The sequence below is a fragment of the Paraburkholderia haematera genome, from assembly GCF_905220975.1.
Classification (GTDB): domain Bacteria; phylum Pseudomonadota; class Gammaproteobacteria; order Burkholderiales; family Burkholderiaceae; genus Paraburkholderia; species Paraburkholderia haematera.
In genome coordinates this window covers 139,625-158,803 of record NZ_CAJNBK010000008.1, presented here as the reverse complement: position 1 = coordinate 158,803, position 19,179 = coordinate 139,625, and the positions used below count along the sequence as shown (strand labels likewise).

Genomic DNA, 19,179 nt, shown 5'->3' with positions numbered 1-19,179 from the left:
GGAAGATATTCGGTCAAACCGATGTCGGCCGTTCCGCTGCATGAGCTCCGGAAAATCCCTATGAATCAGATCGGAGTGGGAACAGAACGGGCGTGCGGGGAATATTCCATTGAGGGATAAAACCCTCTATAGTGTTCCGGTCAATGAAATAATTTGGAGCGCTGGAGATGAATGCTGCCGCCAAACGAGATGCCGATCCCGCACTGGCCGAAACGGGCGGTGCGCCCGGCCCCGGGATGCTGGAGCGCGCCTTCGCGGTGATCCGTGCGTTATCCGAAGCGCAACCCGACGGCGGCCGCGTCACGCGTCTCGCGAAAGCCGTGGGGCTGACGCAAGGCACGGTGCACCGCATTCTTCATGCGCTGATCGCGGAAGGCATCGTCGAACAGGACGAAAATTCGAAGCTGTATCGGCTGAGTGTCGATTTCTTTGCGCTCGCCGCGCAGGCCGGTAATCCGAGCGGCATGCGCACGCTGTGCCGTCCCGCGTTGCTGCGGCTGTGCGCGAGCCTTGGCGACACGATTTTCCTGCTGGTCAAAAGCAGTTTCGACGCGGTGTGTCTCGACATCTGCGAAGGGCCGTTTCCGATTCGCTCGTTCACTGGCGATATCGGCGGCCGCGTGGCATTGGGTGTCGGTCAGGGGAGCCTGGCGATTCTCGCGTTTCTGCCGGAAGCGGAGCGAGAAGAGATCATTCGTTTTAACGTGCCGCGCATTCGCGGCTATGGTGTGCTCGACGAAGTGTATTTGCGCACCGAGATCGAACGCGTGCGCCAACTCGGTTACGCGGGCCGCAATAGCGGGGTACTCGACGGCATGGCGGGCGTGGCGGTGCCGATTCTGGACCGCACCGGCGTCGCGGTGGCGGCGTTGAGCGTCGGCACCCTGGCGGCGCGTCTCGGCGACGATCGCCTGCCGATGGTGGTCGAATTGCTGCGCCGTCAGGCCGATGCGATCGGCCCGCAAACCAATCCCTTCGATGTCGCGTTGCGCCGGCCGATGCATGGCTTGTCGCGCGCTATGACCACCGAACGCATCACTGGATAGGGGTGCAGGCTGCGGTTACGCCTGTACTACGCAGGGTGGACACCTTCATGCACGTATTGTGGCGCCAGCCCGCTGCCACTCACGCGATAGAGCAAGGTGTAGAAGCCCCATGTTCCATGAACTCTGTGGCCGAACGTGGTCGACCGTCTCCGGTCAGCGCCCGTTGTCGGTGTTCCTCCTGCATCGACCATGTAGGAGGAGGGATCAACCACGCCAACGAACTGTCGGTGGTTCAGGAACGAAGTGATAGCGATGTTGTAATTCTTGTAATTCCACCGGTTGCCGACTTTTTGTGTCGCCTGCTGCTCGCTGCAAGACATGAGAAGAATTGATCGAACCAAACAAAAAACATCAATTCCCATCAGATATTGTTCAACCGAGAATGATTCACCCGTCGGCAACGCGAGAGACGCGAAGCCAGATGAAAAACGACCCTCCATCTATTTCTGTCGCTATTCAGATTGGCCAAATATTTAGGAATGGAAATTAAATAATTGGCTTCTTTCACATTGCTATCTACCTGCACTTCAATCTCCTATCTTCAAGGGAAACAACAATGCGCTTTTGTCATTTTCATCATGAGATCGCGGGTGCTGCTCTTGTTGCGATCACCGGACTTCTTCTGTCCTGCTCGCCGCCTGTGAAGGCGGCCGACACCGAACTCAACGTCTACAACTGGTCGGACTACATCGCGAAGGACACGATCCCGAACTTCGAAAAGGAGTCCGGCATTCACGTGAGATACGACAACTACGACAGTGACGACACGCTGCAGGCCAAGCTTCTGGCGGGGAGTTCAGGTTTCGACGTTGTCGTGCCATCGTCGCTCTACATGGCGAGGCAAATTCAGGCGGGCATGCTTCAGAAGCTCGATAAGTCGCAAATTCCCAACCTCAGGAATCTCGACCCGGTACTCATGAAAATGATCGCGGATGCCGATCCGGGGGCGCAATATGGCGTGCCCTGGGCGTACGGCACCGATGGGATTGGCTACAACGTGCAGGAAGTGAAGAAAGCGCTGGGAGACAACGCGCCGGTCGACAGTTGGGCGCTGGTGTTCGATCCGGCAAACGTGTCGAAGCTGAAGAGTTGCGGCGTCTCATTCCTCGATCAGGCCGCCGACGCATTCGCTACCGCGCTGCAGTACCTGCATAAGGATCCGAACAGCTCGAACCCCGCCGACTATCAGGCGGCCTTCGATCTGCTGAAGAAGGTGCGCCCCTACATCACCCAGTTCAACTCGTCGGGCTACATCAACGATCTCGCCAATAACGATGTCTGCGTGGCGATCGGCTGGTCCGGCGACGTGGGCATTGCGCGGCGGCGCGCGGCAGAAGCGAAACGGTCCTACGAGATCCGCTTCTCGAACGTCAAGGAAGGGGGGCTGCTGTGGTTCGACATGATGGTGATCCCGAAGGACGCGCCGCATCCCGAAGCGGCCCTGAAGTGGATCAACTATATCGAAGACCCGAAGGTCAATGCGGCGATCACCAACGAGGTGTTCTATCCGACCGCGAACCGTGCCGCCCGGCCGTTCGTCAACCCGGTCGTGTCGCAGGACCCGAGCGTTTATCCGGGCGATGACGTGCTGAGCAAAATGACCCTGATGAAGCCGTTGCCCATTGACATTGTCCGGCTGGAAAACCGCTTGTGGGCACAACTGAAGGCAGGGCGCTAATGGCGTCGAATAGCGTGATTTCAGCGACCACCGGGCCCCGAGCGTCGCTTCGCATGAAGCCGCCGCCACGCTAGCCCGCCTGCGCCGCTAACGCGCGGCCAACCTTTCCCTGAACGCTGCACGTCTTGTGAGCCGCCTCGCGCGCCTCGCAGGGGAACGCTCGCGCGCGCGTCCCGTGAGAGGTCGGCTCGCGACGGCCGGGGCCTACGCAAATCAATCGCAATACAACAAACGAGGAGACATCGCGTGAGAAAGAAACTGATTTGCCTGCTGGTGGCGGGCTGTCTGCCCGGCATTGCGCTGGCCGACACCACGACCGGGCAGATCCGGGCACTGCAGGCGCAGCTCGACGCGCTGCAAAAAGAGGTGAGGCGATTGCAGACGCAGCCGCCGGCTAAATCGGCAACTACGCCGGCAACTACGCCGGCAACTACGCCGGCAACTACGCCGGCAACTAAACTGGCAACCAAGCCGGCAGCCGCTGAGCCCGCGGCCGCACCGGTCGATGCCTCATCGTCCGCCTATGGCAAAGCGCAGGCGACGCTAACCAACGACGACGTCACTGCCATGAAGCAACAGCTTGCGATTCAGCAACTGAAGGTGAATTCGCTCGAAGACGCTGCGAATACCGGACCGATCGCCGGTCTCTCGGTGACGGGTTATATCGATCCGACCTACGTGTATAACCGCGCGCAAGGCAGTTCTTCGTTCCTGTTCGCAAACCATGAAAGTACCGGCGGCTACTTCAACAGCACGTTCGGCGATCTGTACCTCGACATCAAGAAGACCTTCGGCGTCGGGCCGATGGCGCCGTCGGCCGAAATCACACTCATGCCCAATCGCGGTAACGGCATCACGCTGTTGCAGAACGAGCATGGTCAGATCGGCAACAACATTCTGAACACAGCGGTCGTCAGCGTGCCGCTGTCGGCCACGACGACCTTCGTCGCTGGCCTGATGTCGAGCTTCGGTGGCTATGAAGTGCAGCAGTCGAATCAGATGCTCACGCTGACCCACAACCTGCTGTATGACTTCTCGGATCCGGGCAGCTATATCGGCCTCGGTGCGAACTACTCGAAGGGAAATTGGGCGTGGAAGTTCCTGCTCGGCAATGAACAGTACCGGACCAACGGCGCTATCACGCAGACCGGCACGAATGCGCTGGGCGATCCGATCACGACCAGCAACAAGGTGCCGACCTTCACGGCACGCGCGGACTATACGTGGTCAAGCGCGCTCGATATCGGGGCGTCGTTCAACATCGGCCGGCAGACCTTGCCGAGCGCCATCAATCCGACGACCGGTGCGGTGAGCTACGGTGTGAGCGGTCAGGCGCCCAGCGGTTTCGGCACGTTCTTCTTCTCGGAAGCCGACCTGACCTACCTGCTCGCCGACGTGCAGTACAACGTCGAGCTCGACTATGGCCAGCAGCAGAACGCCGCATTCAACGGCGGCCAGGCGCAATGGTATGGCGTCTCGCTACTCGCGCACCGCAAGTTCAGCTTGCCGGGCGTCGGCCGGATGGGCGCGACGTTGCGCTACGACTTCCTCGCCGACAGCAAGAACGGCGGCGGTGGTGGCGGCGTTGCGCTGAACGGCCAGGGCCGCGACCCCTACAACGGGTTCGGCATCGGCGCGGGCTGCTTCGCTAATGCGCAGGCGAGCGGCGGTTTGGGTCTGCAGTGCAAGGGTTCGAATCGTCAGGACGTCGCGCTCGATCTGCTGTTTTTCCCGACCGGGCAGATTACAGTGAAAGTCGAGTACCGGCACGACTGGGCCAATAACAAGGTGTTCCTGCGCAACGACGGGTCTTATAGCAGTTCCAACGATCTGCTTGCCACGCAGTTTATCTATTCGTTCTAGCACGGCATGCCACGGCGTCATCCATGCTCTCGCGCGGATGATGTCGTGACATGCAACCCGCTAGAGATTCAAACTAGGCTTCAGGGCCACGGCCGGAATCGGCTTCTTTGCCCTGCGCCAGCAGCCATTCGAACATCTGCTCGACGATGGGTGAGCGCGACGGCCCGGCCACGCGCGACAGCCACCACGTCATGCCCGGCAAACGCGAGTAATCGGCCAGGATGGTCAACGCACCCTGATCAATACCGCCTTGCGCCACCAGCCGGGACAGGCAGGCAATGCCACGCCCACGCAACACCGAGTCCAGCACCAGGCGCTGATCGTCATAGATCGCGTTCATGCGATAGGCCGACAGTTGCCCGCGGAAAATCGGCCCGGTGCTCTCGCTGGTCAGGTTCTCTTCCAGACAGATCAGGCCCGTGTGCAAATGATGTTTGGCGCGCGGCACGCGCTCTAATTTCGCCGCGAGTTCCGTTGCGCACACGGTCACCCACTCGTCGTACAGAAACGGTATTTCCGATAGGCCGGCCTGTTGCATCGGGCGCGCGCCGATCGTCATATCGACGTCGATCTCATCGACATAACGCGCGCTCTCGTCGGTGGAGAGCAGTGGGCATAGATCGGGAAGAACCTGTTGCAATTGATCGAGACGCGGTTGCAGCCAGCCGTGCAGCAACGGCGCGGGACACACCAGCACGACCAGCCCAGGGTCCAGATAGGTCGCGATCCGTCCGAGCCCGCTGCGCAGCGTTTCCATCGAGCGCTGCACGCTTCGCTGCAGCACCTCGCCGGCGACCGTCAATTCCACGCCGCGGCCGATTCTACGAAACAGCGGCTGTCCCAGTTGCTCCTCGAGCTGCTGGATCTGATGGCTGATCGCCGATTGCGAAAGGTGCAGTTCGTCGGCTGCGCGCGAGAAATTGCCCAGTCGTGCGGCCGCTTCGAAGCCCATCAACAACTTCAGGGAGGGGACGCGTTGCATGGAGATATGAGAAAAGTTGATTGATTTGACCAATAAACATCATTTTTATTCAAGTGTAACCCGTATCACAATGACTCACCACCTAACGACGGAGATAGCAGAATGAGTCGCTTTGATGCTCGCCGATACGGCTACCGGATGCCCGCTGAATGGGAAACAATGGACACCACCTGGTTGGGATGGCCGATTCTGGAAGGCCGCGAAGACCTGTGGGGGGACCACTATCTGCGAGTCTGCCGGGAGTTCGCGCTGGTCGCGCAGACTGTCGCCCGCTATCAGCGTTGCGTGGTGAGCGCTCACCACAGCCAGGCGGATGCCGCGCGCGAGTTGCTCGGCAACGGCGTCGAGGTTCTTGGCGTTGCCGCGGAAGACAACTGGCTGCGTGACTGCGGGCCGATTTTTCTGCTGGGCGAGCGCGGCCGGCTAGGCGCCGCTTCATTTCGCTTCAATTGTTGGGGCGAGAAATACCAGCCGTACGACGGTTGCCAGCAGGTGGGGCAGGACATCGCCCGCGCGGCCGGGGCGCAGATATTCAACTCCCATATGGTGCTGGAGGGCGGCGCCTTTTACGTGGACGGACAGGGTACGCTGGTCACCACGGAAAGCTGCTTGCTGCATCCGAATCGCAATCCGCATATGAACCGCGCTGAAATCGAGGCCGAACTCAGGCGCATGCTGGGGGTGGAGAAGATTGTCTGGTTACCTGGCAATCCGGACGAAGTGGAAACCAATGGGCATGTGGACGGCATTGCGTCGTTTATCGCGCCGGGCAAGATGCTGTGCCAGAGCGCGAGTCCGGTGCAGGGCGATTACTTTCAGGTGATGCGTGAGAATCGCCGTGCACTGGAGTTAGCCACCGACGCTGCCGGGCGCCGCTTCGAACTGCTCGATCTGCCGTCGCCGATTGTCAGCGAACGCTATGGATCCGAGCGCTACTGCGATTGTTACGCGAACTACATTCTGGTCAACGGCGCGGTGATCGCGACCGCGTTTGGCGTGGAGCAGGACCAGGCCGCACGCGAGGTCTTCGCTCAGGCGTTCCCGGAGCGGCGGGTGGAGCTGCTGCCGATTCCCACTTTGTCGATCGGCGGCGGCAGCATTCATTGCTCGACACAGCAGCAGCCCGCTGTCACCGGTAACGTCACCACTAACTGATCCAGACCGAATCCGATCGAAGGAACCTTGACATGTCGTCGCGAAACATCACCGTAGCGTCGGTGCAAATGGCATCCGGCAGCTGGACCTTTGAAGACAATATGGCCACCGCGGAACGATTGATCCGTGAAGCCGCAACTCAGGGCGCCAACCTGGTGTTGTGCCCCGAGCTTTTCATGATGCCGTACTTCTGCCTGGATCAGAACGTGCAGCATCTGGAGCTGGCCGAGCCGTTCGCGGGCAACCCGCGGATTGCCCGCTTCGCGAGACTCGCGGGCGAACTGGGTATTGTGTTGCCCATCGGCTTTTTCGAGCGGGCCGGCAATGCCGCCTACAACTCGATTGCCGTCGCCGATGCCGACGGCACAATACTCGGCGTGTATCGCAAGACGCACATTCCGGACGGCCCCGGTTATACGGAGAAATTCTATTTCACGCCGGGCGACACCGGCTTCAAGGTGTGGGACACGCGCTTCGGCAAGATCGGCATCGGTATCTGCTGGGATCAGTGGTATCCGGAAACGGCTCGCAGCCTCGCATTGATGGGCGCGGAAATTCTGTGCTTTCCGACCATCATCGGGTCGGAGCCGTTCAGCAGCGATTTCGACTCGGCGGCTCACTGGCAACGCACGATGCAGGGCCATGCGGCGGCCAACATGGTGCCGGTCGTCGCCGCTAACCGGATCGGCCGTGAAGTCGGTTTCGGCAACGGCAATCCGCAACAGCAGGGACTGGCCGGCGTGTTCTACGGTTCCAGTTTCATTGCGGATCACACGGGCGCGAAGCTGGCCGAAGCCAATCGCACGGACGAAACCATTCTTCTGCACACCTTCGATCTGGACGCGATCCGCGCGGATCGACAGTCGTGGGGATTTTTCCGCGATCGCCGCCCAGAGATGTATCGCACGCTGCTGACCAGCGACGGCACCTCTTCATGCTATCGCTAAGGAATACGTGATGAAAAAGCATTGGCTCCCGGTATTCGCCGGTCTCGGAGTTTGTCTGTGCCTGTTGGCCGCGCAAGCCCATGCCGAGGAAGAGAAGGTACTGAACCTGTACAACTGGAGCGACTATTTCGCCCCTGACACCTTGTCCGAATTCCAGAAGGAAACCGGCATCAAGGTCCGTTACGACGCTTACGACAGCGACGAAACATTGCAGTCCAAGCTGATGACGGGCGACAGCGGATACGACCTGGTGTGGCCGACCAATGACTTCATGGCCAAGCAGATCCAGGCCGGCGCATTTCGCAAGCTCGACAAGAGCAAGCTGCCGAACCTCAAGTATCTCGACCCCGCACTGTTGAAACTGATGGCGCAGTCCGATCCCGGCAATCAGTACGGCGTTCCCTACATGTGGGGCACCGTGGGTGTGGGATACGACCGCGCCAAGGTCAGCGCCATCCTCGGCAAGGATATGCCGACGAACAGCATGGACCTGCTGTTCAACCCGGCGATTGCCTCGCGCATCGCCGCGCACTGCGGACTGGGATTGCAGGACTCCGCCAGTACGGTGCTGCCGCTGGCGTTGCGCTATGTTGGCCGCGATCCGGTGAATCCGAGCGCGCAAGACTATGCGGCCGCGCAGACCATGCTGATGAAAGTCCGGCCATATATCCGTCTGTTCGTCGATTCGGCTAACGCCAACGAGTTGATCGACGGCGAACTGTGCGTCATGGTCGGCTACTCCGGGGCGATCAACCTGGCCGCGCCAAAGGCGAGAGAACTGGACCACAAGCGTGACATCGTCTACGACATCCCGAGCATGGGTAGTCTGATGTGGTTCGACGGCATGGTCATTCCGAAGACCGCGAAGCACCCGGACAACGCGCATGCGTTTATCAACTACATCCTGCGGCCCGACGTCGTGGCGAAGATATCCAATGCCACGCGATACGCTAATGCCAATCAGGGCGCACTGAAGCTGATGGACCCCGCGCTGGTCAATAATCCGAACGTCTATCCGGATGAGCAAAAGAAACGAACGCTGTTTACGCCGGTGGTCGAAGCGCCCGCCACCGCTCGTTTGGAGGGCCGAATCTGGCTTGGCCTCAAGGCGAGCAAGCCCTGAATGGCAGGCTATGCATCCGGCTTTACCGATCTACATGAGGTGTTTTCCATGACGACAAGACGTCATTTTCTGAAACGGGGACTCCTGGCCTCCAGTGGCGCGCTGTTGTCGGGTGCGCTCGGCAGTGGCTTCGGCACGATGGCGCTCGCGCAGAGCGCCAACTGGCGGATGCCAGACGAAGGCGATGCCCACGCCGCGACCTGGATGGCATTCGGCCCTGGCGAGGCGATCTGGGGCGGCAAACTGCTGCCCGTGGTCAGGGAGAATCTGGCTGGCATTGCGAAGGCCATTGCTGCGCACGAGCCCGTGAAAATGCTGGTTCGGGAAGAGGACCACGAGATCGCCGCTCGCCTGTGCGGCGCTGCGGTCGAGCTCGTGCCTCAAGCAATCGATGATCTATGGATGCGGGATACTGGGCCCGTGTTCGTCAAAGGAGCCGCGGGCCAGCTCGGCGCCGTGGGCTTTAACTTCAACGGCTGGGGTAACAAGCAGGAGCACGAACAGGACGCGGAAGTCGCGGCCTTTGTCGCGCATCGAGTCGGGGCGAACCTGCTCGAAACGCATTTGGTGCTGGAAGGCGGCGGCATTGAAGTGGACGGCGAAGGCACGGCCATTATTACGCAGAGCTGTGTGCTGAACGCCAATCGCAATCCGGGTCTAAGCAAAGCGCAGTGCGAAGCGGAATTGTCCCGCCTGCTCGGGCTACAGAAAATCATCTGGCTGCCAGGCATAGCAGGCAAGGACATTACCGACGGCCACACCGACTTCTACGCGCGCTTTACGAGCCCGGGTGTCGTGGTTGCCGGGCTCGATCCGGATCCGTCTTCCTACGATCACGCGGTGACAAAGCGGCATCTGGAGATCCTGCGCAAGTCCACCGACGCGAAAGGCCGTCCATTGAAGGTAGTGGTGCTGCAAGGCCCGACCACCGTGCGCCGGAAGTATGAGAACGACCAGTTCGCGGCCGGATACATCAACTTCTATGTGTGCAATCACGCGGTGATCGCCCCCGAGTTCGGCGACAACAAAGCCGATCGCAATACGCGCGATATTCTCGTGGATATGTTTCCCGGCCGGGACGTGATTCAACTGAATATCGACGGCGTCGCCGCAGGCGGCGGTGGAATTCACTGTACGACACAACAGCAACCCGGCTGATCCCACATCGCGAGCCGCGCCACGATGCGGGCTCACGATTCCCCTCACGGTCGACGTTTCTGACCTTGGCGTAATTCGGTCTTCTGGTGCGTTGAATCGACTGCGGAGCAACACCGCGGCGGGGGAGATCGTCGGCCGGTGTTTTGTGCGCTCGCAGAAATACCGTCGAATTCCCGGCCGCAATCCGGAGTCGGCCGCCAGGCGCAGTGACAGGAAAATGGATATGACAAAGAGCAAGCGCAGCAAGGCATTTCAATCATCGGCTGAGCGCACGCTAGTGACGCGTCGCAGCTTTATCAAAAGTTCTACTACCTTGTTAGGGATCTCCTTGATGGGAACTCTGGCCGCGTGCGGAGGAGGTGGATCGTCGAGTTCGTCATCGCCGTCTTCGCCGGCAGCATCTTCACGGAATCCGTCGCCGGCCAATGGCGTGTCGTACCTTCTGCCGGGCGAGGATTTGCCGCATACGGCGACGTATATGGCGTTCGCCTCGGGTTCGGAAGGGATCTGGACGCCGGTGACGCCGCAGAGCACGGATGCCGGTATTGATCGGGTCCGTGCCGACCTGATGGACGTGGCCAAAGCGATCGGCACGTATGAGCCGGTCAACATGCTGGTGCTGCCGGTCGACCTGAGCGTCGCGCAGACCTTGCTGGCGATGCCGAGCGGCGCGAATCCCGACATCCACGCGAACTATCTGGCCCGGGGCACGGGCGCGGGCGGCGTCAATCTGATCCCGCTCGCCAATGGATTCGACGATCTCTGGACGCGCGACACCGGTTGTCTGTTCGTCAAGGACACGGCCAACGGCAACGCATTGTGCGCCGTGAGCTTCAACTTCAACGGCTGGGGCAACGCGAATACGGATGGCTTGAACCTGAACGCGGGGATGACGGTGCCACCTTCGGTTGCCGCGAGCAGCAACAAGTCCAAGGCGGGCAAATTCTTCCAGCCGTTCGCAAACGATCACACGCTAGCGGGATGGATGGCGCAGGCAAACCACGCGACGCTGATTCAGAGTTCATTGACGCTCGAAGGCGGCGCGATTGAATTCGATGGCGAGGCGACGGCGATCCTTGCCGAGTCCGCCGTGCTGCACGTCAATCGCAATCCGCAACTGTTCGCCATTCCAGATGGCGTGGTGGCTAACGCGACGCTTCTGCCAACCGCCAAAGACACGGTGCTGGCTGAACTGCAACGAACGCTCGGTGTGCAGAAGATCATCTGGATTCCGGGCACCGCGATCTATCCACGAGGCTGCGGGGTCGGTGGCCAGGGTGGCGCCGCCACGCCGGCCAATGAGACCGACATCACGAACGGACACGTCGACTTCTATGCGAAGTTCCTCGCGCCCGGCGTCGTCGCCTACGCAGCCGATCCAACCAATTCGACCTACGAGCAAGCACTGATGGCCGCCAACTACGGAAACCTGGTGGGTCAAACGGATGCCAAAGGGCGGCTGCTCACGTTGATTGCGTTGAATGCGCCGGGTAACTACGGCACATCCAACGGCGTAACGCTGAGAGACAAGCAGATGACGAACTTTGCCGCGGGTTATATCAACTTCTACAAATGTAACGGGGCGATCATCGTGCCGAAATTCAACGACCTTGCGGCCGATGCCGCCGCCGTGGCAACCATCCGGCCGTATGCCGGTTCACGAGCGATTGTCCAGGTGGACATCCTGGGCATCGCATCGGGTGGCGGCGGTGTGCATTGCGCGACCCGTGAACTTCCCGCTTAGGCAAACCCGCCCGCTTTAGAACACCTTCACCGGCACATTCACCACCAGCCGGTACTCCATATTGTTGCCATCGGAGTAATACCGCGAGGCGTTGTGCCACATCGCGATGAACGTGACCTTCGTGTCCTTGAAGCGGCCGCTTTGCAGTGTATAGCTCGGAATAAACCCGAACTCGTGATGATGACCGTGCACCGGTTCGCCGTTCTTCCAGTACAGGTTGTGCAGCGGCGCCGACGCCGAAGCGTTTTCCGCGGCACCGGCCGAAGCGTCCGCCCCCCAGCCGTACTCGCCCCAGAACATCGCCTTGAGCCCCGGCAGGCCAGCGTATTTGCCGTCGAACGTGTAGCGCAATTGCAGCGACTGCTCATGCGGCGCGTTGTAGTCGACGTCCATCGAGTTGGTCAGGTAGATGCCGTTGGTCTCGTTGACGTAGTCGAAGAACTGGTCGCCGAGCACCTGCTGGTAACCGAGCAGCAGCGCGTGCGGGCCGTGCTGTGCGGAGACTGACAAACTGTACGCGTTGCTGTTGATATGCCCCTGACGGGACGCGCCGGTATCGTGCGTCGAATAGATGTTCGCGAGACCGCTCCACTTGATCGTAGTCGGGTCGCCGAACGACTGCGCCACCGAGCCGTAGTACTGACGCCAGACGTCGTCTGCCTGGTCGGCATACAGCGCCATTTCACCGTTCTTTGCGTAGTGCCAGGTGCCGCCCACGTAGGTCAGGCGGTCGATGCGCGTACCGCCGTACGAGGTGGTCAGGTTGGTCAGGTTCGTGTGGCCGCGTGCGTCGACTTTGGTGAAGCTGCCGGCCTCGAGCGTCGTATGAACCAGATCGTTGCTCACCATCGAGACGCCGAGGAAAGTCGGCGGCAGCGCGCGGTTGTCATGCGGCTCGAGGAACGGGTTGGTGACGATCTGCAGACCGTATTTCACGACCGTTTCCGAAATGCGACCCTTGATGTCATACATGCCGGGATAGGCCCATGCGAGCTGTTGCGAGCCGCCGCCGTCCTTGCCCACGTGCACCATGTTGCCGGCGCCGTTGCCGCCGTCGAGTTTGAGCGCGGCGAACAGCGACGCGTCCACGCCGAAGCCGACCGGGCCTTGCGTGAAGCCTGATTCATAGTTGACTTGCGCGCCCTGAATCCACGCATGACGATAGATCGCAGTGGGTGCCTGGAAGTAGTCGGAATAGTTGCGGAATTGCAGGTTGAGATGGCTATCGGCGATCAGGCCCTTGCTCGCCGCCTGGCTCGACGGCGGCGTGGGAGGCGTGACCGTCTGATCGGCTTCCGCGTTGACGATGGCGTTGGTGGTGTCGGGTTGATCGTTGCGCACCTGGCCGCCCTGGTCGGCTCTGCGCTTGCCGGCGGTGTTGGCTTGCGAAGTTTGCGTGGCCGACGAAGCTTGTGACCGTTGCACAGGAGAAGACAACGTTTGCGCGAGTGTTTGAGTTTTCGTCGTATCGGAGGTGGGCTCCAATACGACGTCATCGGCATAGGCACTTGCGCCGAGGGTCAGCGCGGGCAGCGTGAATGCACAGTAAAAGAAGGTGGCTGCATTAGTTTTTTTTGACCGTTTTTTTGTTCGGCTATCTTTCATGGTGTACGTCTCTGTTATTTTGGTGAGTCTTTGGCCGGCAGTTAGCCGGTCCACGTGCATCGTTCGTCCTGCTGACGACAGGACGAACGAATCCAACGGCGCGACGGCCCGTCGCACCGGGGAATACGGTTTTAGATTTCCAGACTGTTTTGTTTAGCGACGCCCGAGGAGCACTTCCTTCGGGGCGTCGCTCAAGGGGACTTACATTGCAGCGTCGCCTACGCGAATGCACGCGACGCGAGTCGTACTCGCACCGTGCGTGACGGGCTGCGGAATCTCGCTGGCGCAGGCCTCAATCGCATCCGGGCAACGCGTGCGAAACGCGCAACCGGAGGGTGGGCTGAGCGGCGACGCAATCTCGCCGCGCAACAGCAGGTGACGGCGTGCGCGTTCAACCACCGGATCGGGCACCGGCACCGCCGACAGCAACGCGCGCGTGTACGGATGGCGCGGCATGCCATATACGTCGCGCTTGTCGCCGAATTCCATCACCCGACCCAGATACATCACCAGCACGCGGTGGCTGATCGCCTTGACGACCGCGAGATCGTGCGCGACGAACAGCAGCGACAGCGACAACTCGCGCTGCAGATCGCGCAACAGGTTGACGATTTGCGCCTGGATCGAGACGTCGAGTGCCGACACCGGCTCGTCGCAGATCACCAGTTGCGGTTCGCCGATCAACGCGCGCGCAATCCCGACGCGCTGACACTGGCCGCCGGAAAACTCATGCGGATAGCGGCGCAGATGCTGTGCGTTGAGGCCGACGCGTTCGAGCATGGTCAGAACGCGCCGTTGCACGTCGGTGCGGGCAATATCCTGGCCATGCGTGAGCAAAGGTTCGGCGACGATCTGTTCGATCGTCATGCGCGGATCGAGCGAGGCGAGCGGGTCCTGGAAAATCATCTGCACGTCGCGGCGCAAGCGCGAGGTATCGCGGCGCGCGCCTGTCAGCACGGTTTCCTTGTCGAGCCAGCGCACGCTGCCGCTCGCCACCGGCACAAGGCCGATGATGGCGCGCGCGAGCGTGGACTTGCCACAACCCGATTCGCCGACGAGGCCGACGGTTTCGCCACGCCGCACGCTGAACGACACGCCGTCCACCGCGCGCAGGGTTGCTTTGCCGGACCACGGAAAGCCGCCGCGCGGCACGCCGAATTGCACCTTGAGATCGTCGACCGATAACAGTGTTGCCTGATCCAAGCCTTGGCTTGTAATGGAAGTCGCGTTCATACGTGTTGTACCTCCATGATTTCCTGCACCGGCCGATGGCATGCGCGCAATGCATCGGCAGCCGTCGGCGACGCCGTAAGCGCAGGGCGCGACTCGCGGCACCGATCGCTGCAATACGCGCAGCGCGGCGCGAATGCGCAGCCCTCACCGACTTCGCCGGGCAATGGCGGGTTGCCGGGGATAGTTTGCAGCGGACGGTCATCGTCGTCGGTCAGGCGCGGCAACGCGTTCAGCAGACCGATCGTGTACGGATGCGTGGGCGCGGCAAACAGCGTGGCGGCATTCGCCTGCTCGACGGTCTGGCCGGCGTACATCACCATCACGTCGTCGCACAGCCCGGCCACGACGCCCATGTCGTGCGTGATCAGAATGATCGCGGTGCCGCGTTCGCGGTTCAGTTCGCGCAGCAACTCGATGATTTGCGCCTGCACGGTCACGTCGAGCGCGGTGGTCGGCTCGTCGGCGATCAGGATTTCCGGCTCGGAGAGCAGAGCCATAGCGATCATCACGCGTTGCCGCATGCCGCCGGAGAACTCGTGCGGATACATGTTGATGCGCCGCTCGGCATCGGGAATGCGCACCGTTTCGAGCGTTTCGATGGCGCGGCGGCGCGCTTCGCGGCGCGACATCTTGCGATGCAGTTGCAGCGTCTCGGTCATCTGCCGTTCGATCGTCAGGAACGGGTTAAGCGAGGTCATCGGGTCTTGAAAGATCATGCCGATGCGGTCGCCGCGAATCCTGTTCAGCTCGGCTTCGTTCATCGTCAGCAGGTTTTCGCCGCGATAGGTCGCAGCGCCCGACACCTTACCGTTGCCGGCCAGCAGGCCGAGCAGCGCCATCACCGTCTGGCTTTTGCCCGAGCCCGATTCACCGACAATGCCGAGCGTGCGGCCCGCTTCGAGCGAAAACGATACGCGCTGCACCGCGTCGACGGGTGCGCCCTCGCGGCGCGTGAAGCGCACGCTCAGGTCTTTGACTTCGAGTAGCGGCATGTCAGCGGTCCTTCGGATCGAATGCGTCGCGCAGACCGTCGCCGACGAAATTCACGCAATACAGGGTGACGCACAGCATCACCGCCGGGCACAGCAGCAGCCACGGCATCGATTCGAGCTTCTGCGCGCCGTCCTGGATCAGCACGCCCCAGCTCGTCATGGGTTCCTGCACGCCGAGGCCGAGGAATGACAGCACGGATTCGGTCAGCACGATGTTGGGCACCGTCACGCTGGCATACACCACCACTACGCCAAGCAGATTCGGCACGATGTGGCGCGCGATGATCGAACGCGAACTCACACCGATTGCTCGGGCGGCGTCGATGAATTCGCGCGAGCGCAGCGACAGTGTCTGGCCGCGCACCACGCGCGCCATGTCGAGCCACGAGAACGCGCTGATCGTCAGCACGACCAGGTAGAACGCGCGGCCGAACATCGTCATCATCAGGATCGCGATCAGCATGTAGGGGATCGCGTACATCATGTCGACGATACGCATCATCACCGCATCGACGCGGCCGCCCAGATAGCCGGCGGTGGCGCCGTAGGCCACGCCGATCAGCCCCGACACGAGCGTGCCGAGCAGGCCCACTTCCAGCGAGACGCGTCCGCCTTGCAGCGCGCGCGCGAGCAGATCGCGGCCGAGCTCGTCGGTGCCGAACCAGTGCATGTTCTGCAGCGTTGGCGCGAGGCTGATCGCGCTCCAGTCGCTATCGATCGGATTGTTCGGCAGGAACCACGGACCTGCCACGCAAGCGAGCACGATCAGCATCAAGATGACGAAGCCGGAAAACGCCGCGCGATTGCGCACGAAACGCAGTGCGGCGGTGGCGAGCGGCCCGCGCGAACGCGGCGCCCTTGCGAGGGCCGCGAGCGGATCGAGCGCCGCGGCGGTCGATTGAATTGAGCGGGGCATGGATCAGTACCGGATGCGCGGATCGAGCCAGGCGTACGCCAGATCGACCAGCAGATTGAACAGGACGGCGACCGCGGTGGTCAGCACGACGAGGCCAAGCACGAGCGTGTAGTCACGGTTGATCGCGCCGTTGACGACCAGTTGGCCGAGGCCGGGCAGGGCGAACACCGACTCGGTGACCACGGCCGCGGTGATCGACGAGATGCAGATCGAGCCGAGCAGCGACACCACCGGCATCAGCGCGGGCTTCAACGCATGGCGCAAGACGATCGTGCGTCCCGGCAGTCCTTTGGCGCGCGCGGTGCGGATGAAATTGCCCGACAGCACTTCGATCATGCTGCCGCGCATCACCCGGGCAATCGCGGCGACGTTGATGATGGTGAGCAGCACGATCGGCAGCACGCGATAGCGCCATTCGCCTTCACCCCAGCCGCCGGCGGGCAGCCAGCCATGACCTTCTGACGTCTTCAGCAGAATCGCGAAGATCCACACCAGCACCGGACCCAGCACGAATGGCGGCACCACGTTGCCGATATTGCCGAGCACCATGACCAGGTGATCGATGAAACGGTCGCGCCGCACGGCGGCCAGCGTGCCGAGCGTGACGCCGATCACGACCGCGATCGGCACCGATACGCCACCTACGCCGAGACTCACCGGCAATGCCTTCCACACCAGATCGTTGACCGACCAGTCGGCGTAGCGGAACGACGGACCGAGATCGCCGTGCAGCAGCGAGCCGAGGTAGTGGAAGTACTGCAGCCACAGCGGCTCGTCGAGGTGATACTTGGCGTTGAGGTTCGCGAGCACGGCCGCCGACAGGTGTTTCTCGGTGTCGAACGGCCCGCCGGGGGTGAGATGCAGCAGCAGATAGCACGCGGTGATCACGGCGAGAATCGTCGGGATCGCCCAGAGCGTGCGGCGCAGCGTATAAGCCAGCATGACGGTGCTCCCGCGCTTAGTGCTTGATCAGATACATGTCTTGCGTGGCGCGCTGGTCGACGTAATTGGTCGACGTGTAGCCGCCGACATACGATTTGACCAGCCGGTCCGCCGAGTACTGGAAGAGCGATACCAGCGGGTAGTCGTTCATCGCCAGATCGTGCGCCTGCGTGAGCAGGGCGGTGCGCTTCGCGTCGTCGAGCTGCTGGTTGCCTTCATCGATCAGCTTGTCGACTTGCGGATTGCAGTAGCGCTGATCGTTCTGCACGCTGTTGCAGCGTATCAGATCGAAAAACGAGTTGGCGTCGTTGTAGTCGACAAACCAGCCGTCGCGCGAGGCCTGCACCTTGCCGTCGTGGCGTTGCTTGAGCAGGACCTTTTGTTCGACGTTTTCGAGCTTGGCGGTCACGCCGAGCTTGGTGCGCCATTCCGACGTGGCAAACAGCGCGACCTTCTTGTGCAGGTCGTTGGTGTTATAGGTGAGCGTGAATGTGAGCGGCTTCGCGTCAGAGTAACCGGCTTCCTTCAGCAGGTTGCGCGCGTAGTCGACGCGCTTGGCCATCGGCCAGCTTGCCCAGTCAGGCGTGAAGACGTTCGCGCCTTCCGTGCCCTTGGCGATCAGGCCGTACATCGGCACCTCGCCGTCGGCCGTCAGACGCTTGGTCAGCAGGTCGCGGTCCAGCACCATCGCCAGCGCCTGGCGCACGCGCTTGTCCTTGAATGCCGGGTCGTCGTTGTTCAGGCTGTAGTAGTAAGTGGCGATCTGCACGCCGGTTTTCAGTTCGGAGCCGAACTGTTTGCTCACCTGCGCATAGATGCCCGACGGAATCGAGTACGTGTAGTCGAACTGGCCGGCCTGATACATGCGCATTGCCGTTTCGTCGTTTTCGATCGGCAGATAGGTCACTTTCGTGATCACGACCTTGCTGGCATTCCAGTACGTGCTGCTTTTGGTTGCTACGAGGCGATTGCTCGGCTGCCAGTCGGTCAGCGTGTAGGGGCCGTTACCGACGAAGTTGCCCGGCCGGGTCCAGTCGTTGCCGAACTTGGTGACGGTCGCGCGATTGACCGGGGCGAGAGCCGGCATGGCGGTCAGTTGCGGGAAGAAGGCGGCGGGGACTTCGGTGGTGACTTCGAGCGTGTACGGATCGATGGCGCGCGCGGCGAGACTCGAGAGCGGCGCCTTGCCGGCGAGAATCGCCTTGGCGTTCTTCACGAATTCGACCAGCACGGTGTATTTCGAACCCGTCTTCGGATCGAGCACGCGTTGCCATGAATAGATAAAGTCAGCGGCCGTGACCGGCTGGCCGTTGCTCCAGCGCGCGTCATGGCGCAGCTTGAAAACCCACGTAGTCGGCCCGGTGCGCGTCCACGATTGCGCGACGCCCGGCACGATCGCGCCGGCTGCGTCGATGCGCGTCAGGCCTTCGAACATGTCGAGCGCGATCGTGTCGCCGGTCCAGGATTCGATATGCGCGGGGTCGAGCGATTCGGTTTCGGACGGCACCTGGCGGGTCATTTCCTGGCTGGCAGCGAGGGTGACACCCGCGGGTACCGTGACGGCGAAGGCGGAGGGCTGAAATGTAAGGACGAGCGCGGTCAGCGCCGTCGCGTAGACGAACGGGGTTTTCATCGGTTGAGATCGCAGGAAAAGTCGAGAGAAGAACGCGCTGGCGCCAGGGCGCCCGGTTATCCGCCGTGCTCGGACCGGGGCGGCCCTTGTTGGTTGCTCGACATGCAGGATTCCTTACATTTCGTAATGCAGGCAATCCCTGGCCGGATCAACCGGAAAAGG

Annotated in this window: 16 protein-coding genes; 8 read left to right on the top strand and 8 right to left on the bottom strand. The window is 61.5% G+C overall.

What is annotated here, in order from left to right:
• Nucleotides 1–167: 167 nt before the first annotated feature.
• Entirely contained in the window at nucleotides 168–1,046 is an 879-nt protein-coding gene (locus KHO23_RS16825; RefSeq protein WP_211612346.1) for an IclR family transcriptional regulator, read from the top strand.
• A 26-nt stretch (nucleotides 1,047–1,072) separates the two neighbouring features.
• Here KHO23_RS16825 and KHO23_RS16820 read toward each other — a convergent pair whose 3' ends face one another.
• Entirely contained in the window at nucleotides 1,073–1,486 is a 414-nt protein-coding gene (locus tag KHO23_RS16820) for a hypothetical protein (protein ID WP_211612345.1), read from the bottom strand.
• A 116-nt stretch (nucleotides 1,487–1,602) separates the two neighbouring features.
• On the opposite strand from KHO23_RS16820, the gene KHO23_RS16815 reads away from it, so the two are divergent.
• Together KHO23_RS16815 and KHO23_RS16810 are read left to right on the top strand one after the other, a co-directional pair.
• Nucleotides 1,603–2,724 carry a polyamine ABC transporter substrate-binding protein gene (locus KHO23_RS16815; RefSeq protein WP_211612344.1) on the top strand — a complete coding sequence of 374 codons (1,122 nt, stop codon included), beginning with the start codon at nucleotides 1,603–1,605 and terminating at the stop codon, nucleotides 2,722–2,724.
• Nucleotides 2,725–2,970: 246 nt separating this feature from the next.
• Nucleotides 2,971–4,587: a DUF3138 family protein gene (locus tag KHO23_RS16810; RefSeq protein WP_211612343.1), complete on the top strand. Its 1,617-nt coding sequence runs from the start codon at nucleotides 2,971–2,973 to the stop codon at nucleotides 4,585–4,587.
• A 73-nt stretch (nucleotides 4,588–4,660) separates the two neighbouring features.
• Here KHO23_RS16810 and KHO23_RS16805 read toward each other — a convergent pair whose 3' ends face one another.
• Entirely contained in the window at nucleotides 4,661–5,569 is a 909-nt protein-coding gene (locus KHO23_RS16805; protein ID WP_211612342.1) for a LysR family transcriptional regulator, read from the bottom strand.
• 102 nt (nucleotides 5,570–5,671) lie between these two features.
• Here KHO23_RS16805 and KHO23_RS16800 point away from each other — a divergent pair, with 102 nt between their 5' ends.
• The 5 genes from KHO23_RS16800 to KHO23_RS16780 all read left to right on the top strand — a co-directional run bounded on the left by KHO23_RS16800 (nucleotide 5,672) and on the right by KHO23_RS16780 (nucleotide 11,696).
• Nucleotides 5,672–6,724: an agmatine deiminase family protein gene (locus KHO23_RS16800; protein ID WP_211612341.1), complete on the top strand. Its 1,053-nt coding sequence runs from the start codon at nucleotides 5,672–5,674 to the stop codon at nucleotides 6,722–6,724.
• Nucleotides 6,725–6,756: 32 nt separating this feature from the next.
• The gene (aguB, locus tag KHO23_RS16795; RefSeq protein ID WP_211612340.1) at nucleotides 6,757–7,671 is read left to right on the top strand and encodes an N-carbamoylputrescine amidase; all 915 of its coding nucleotides are present in this window, start codon (nucleotides 6,757–6,759) and stop codon (nucleotides 7,669–7,671) included.
• Between the two features lie 10 nt (nucleotides 7,672–7,681).
• A complete protein-coding gene (locus tag KHO23_RS16790; RefSeq protein ID WP_236066882.1) occupies nucleotides 7,682–8,794 on the top strand; it encodes a polyamine ABC transporter substrate-binding protein in 1,113 nt (370 codons plus the stop codon).
• Nucleotides 8,795–8,842: 48 nt separating this feature from the next.
• Entirely contained in the window at nucleotides 8,843–9,952 is a 1,110-nt protein-coding gene (locus KHO23_RS16785) for an agmatine deiminase family protein (protein ID WP_211612338.1), read from the top strand.
• Nucleotides 9,953–10,382: 430 nt separating this feature from the next.
• On the top strand, nucleotides 10,383–11,696 hold the full coding sequence (locus KHO23_RS16780; RefSeq protein WP_236066881.1) for an agmatine deiminase family protein: 1,314 nt from the start codon (nucleotides 10,383–10,385) through the stop codon (nucleotides 11,694–11,696).
• Between the two features lie 15 nt (nucleotides 11,697–11,711).
• Here the strand turns inward: KHO23_RS16780 and KHO23_RS16775 are convergent, their stop codons facing one another.
• The 6 genes from KHO23_RS16775 to KHO23_RS16750 all read right to left on the bottom strand — a co-directional run bounded on the left by KHO23_RS16775 (nucleotide 11,712) and on the right by KHO23_RS16750 (nucleotide 19,017).
• Nucleotides 11,712–13,301, bottom strand: coding sequence for an OprD family outer membrane porin (locus KHO23_RS16775; protein WP_211612336.1), 1,590 nt, complete (start codon nucleotides 13,299–13,301; stop codon nucleotides 11,712–11,714).
• 201 nt (nucleotides 13,302–13,502) lie between these two features.
• Nucleotides 13,503–14,534 (bottom strand): ABC transporter ATP-binding protein, encoded by a 1,032-nt coding sequence (locus tag KHO23_RS16770; protein WP_211612335.1) that lies wholly within the window; start codon nucleotides 14,532–14,534, stop codon nucleotides 13,503–13,505.
• Entirely contained in the window at nucleotides 14,531–15,526 is a 996-nt protein-coding gene (locus tag KHO23_RS16765; RefSeq protein WP_211612334.1) for an ABC transporter ATP-binding protein, read from the bottom strand. The genes KHO23_RS16770 and KHO23_RS16765 overlap by 4 nt, the downstream gene beginning before the upstream one ends.
• Before the next feature lies 1 nt (nucleotide 15,527).
• Nucleotides 15,528–16,442 (bottom strand): ABC transporter permease, encoded by a 915-nt coding sequence (locus tag KHO23_RS16760; RefSeq protein ID WP_236066880.1) that lies wholly within the window; start codon nucleotides 16,440–16,442, stop codon nucleotides 15,528–15,530.
• Between the two features lie 3 nt (nucleotides 16,443–16,445).
• Nucleotides 16,446–17,384, bottom strand: a complete 939-nt coding sequence (locus tag KHO23_RS16755) for an ABC transporter permease subunit (protein WP_211612333.1) — start codon at nucleotides 17,382–17,384, stop codon at nucleotides 16,446–16,448.
• A 16-nt stretch (nucleotides 17,385–17,400) separates the two neighbouring features.
• Nucleotides 17,401–19,017: a peptide ABC transporter substrate-binding protein gene (locus KHO23_RS16750; RefSeq protein WP_211612332.1), complete on the bottom strand. Its 1,617-nt coding sequence runs from the start codon at nucleotides 19,015–19,017 to the stop codon at nucleotides 17,401–17,403.
• Nucleotides 19,018–19,179: the final 162 nt, after the last annotated feature.

Coding starts and splice junctions, on each gene's coding strand:
- KHO23_RS16825 (WP_211612346.1), top strand. CDS start 168: ATGAATGCTGCCGCCAAACGAGATGCCGATCCCGCACTGGCCGAAACG.
- KHO23_RS16820 (WP_211612345.1), bottom strand. CDS start 1,486: ATGGAGGGTCGTTTTTCATCTGGCTTCGCGTCTCTCGCGTTGCCGACG.
- KHO23_RS16815 (WP_211612344.1), top strand. CDS start 1,603: ATGCGCTTTTGTCATTTTCATCATGAGATCGCGGGTGCTGCTCTTGTT.
- KHO23_RS16805 (WP_211612342.1), bottom strand. CDS start 5,569: ATGCAACGCGTCCCCTCCCTGAAGTTGTTGATGGGCTTCGAAGCGGCC.
- KHO23_RS16800 (WP_211612341.1), top strand. CDS start 5,672: ATGAGTCGCTTTGATGCTCGCCGATACGGCTACCGGATGCCCGCTGAA.
- aguB (WP_211612340.1), top strand. CDS start 6,757: ATGTCGTCGCGAAACATCACCGTAGCGTCGGTGCAAATGGCATCCGGC.
- KHO23_RS16790 (WP_236066882.1), top strand. CDS start 7,682: ATGAAAAAGCATTGGCTCCCGGTATTCGCCGGTCTCGGAGTTTGTCTG.
- KHO23_RS16785 (WP_211612338.1), top strand. CDS start 8,843: ATGACGACAAGACGTCATTTTCTGAAACGGGGACTCCTGGCCTCCAGT.
- KHO23_RS16775 (WP_211612336.1), bottom strand. CDS start 13,301: ATGAAAGATAGCCGAACAAAAAAACGGTCAAAAAAAACTAATGCAGCC.
- KHO23_RS16770 (WP_211612335.1), bottom strand. CDS start 14,534: ATGAACGCGACTTCCATTACAAGCCAAGGCTTGGATCAGGCAACACTG.
- KHO23_RS16765 (WP_211612334.1), bottom strand. CDS start 15,526: ATGCCGCTACTCGAAGTCAAAGACCTGAGCGTGCGCTTCACGCGCCGC.
- KHO23_RS16760 (WP_236066880.1), bottom strand. CDS start 16,442: ATGCCCCGCTCAATTCAATCGACCGCCGCGGCGCTCGATCCGCTCGCG.
- KHO23_RS16755 (WP_211612333.1), bottom strand. CDS start 17,384: ATGCTGGCTTATACGCTGCGCCGCACGCTCTGGGCGATCCCGACGATT.
- KHO23_RS16750 (WP_211612332.1), bottom strand. CDS start 19,017: ATGAAAACCCCGTTCGTCTACGCGACGGCGCTGACCGCGCTCGTCCTT.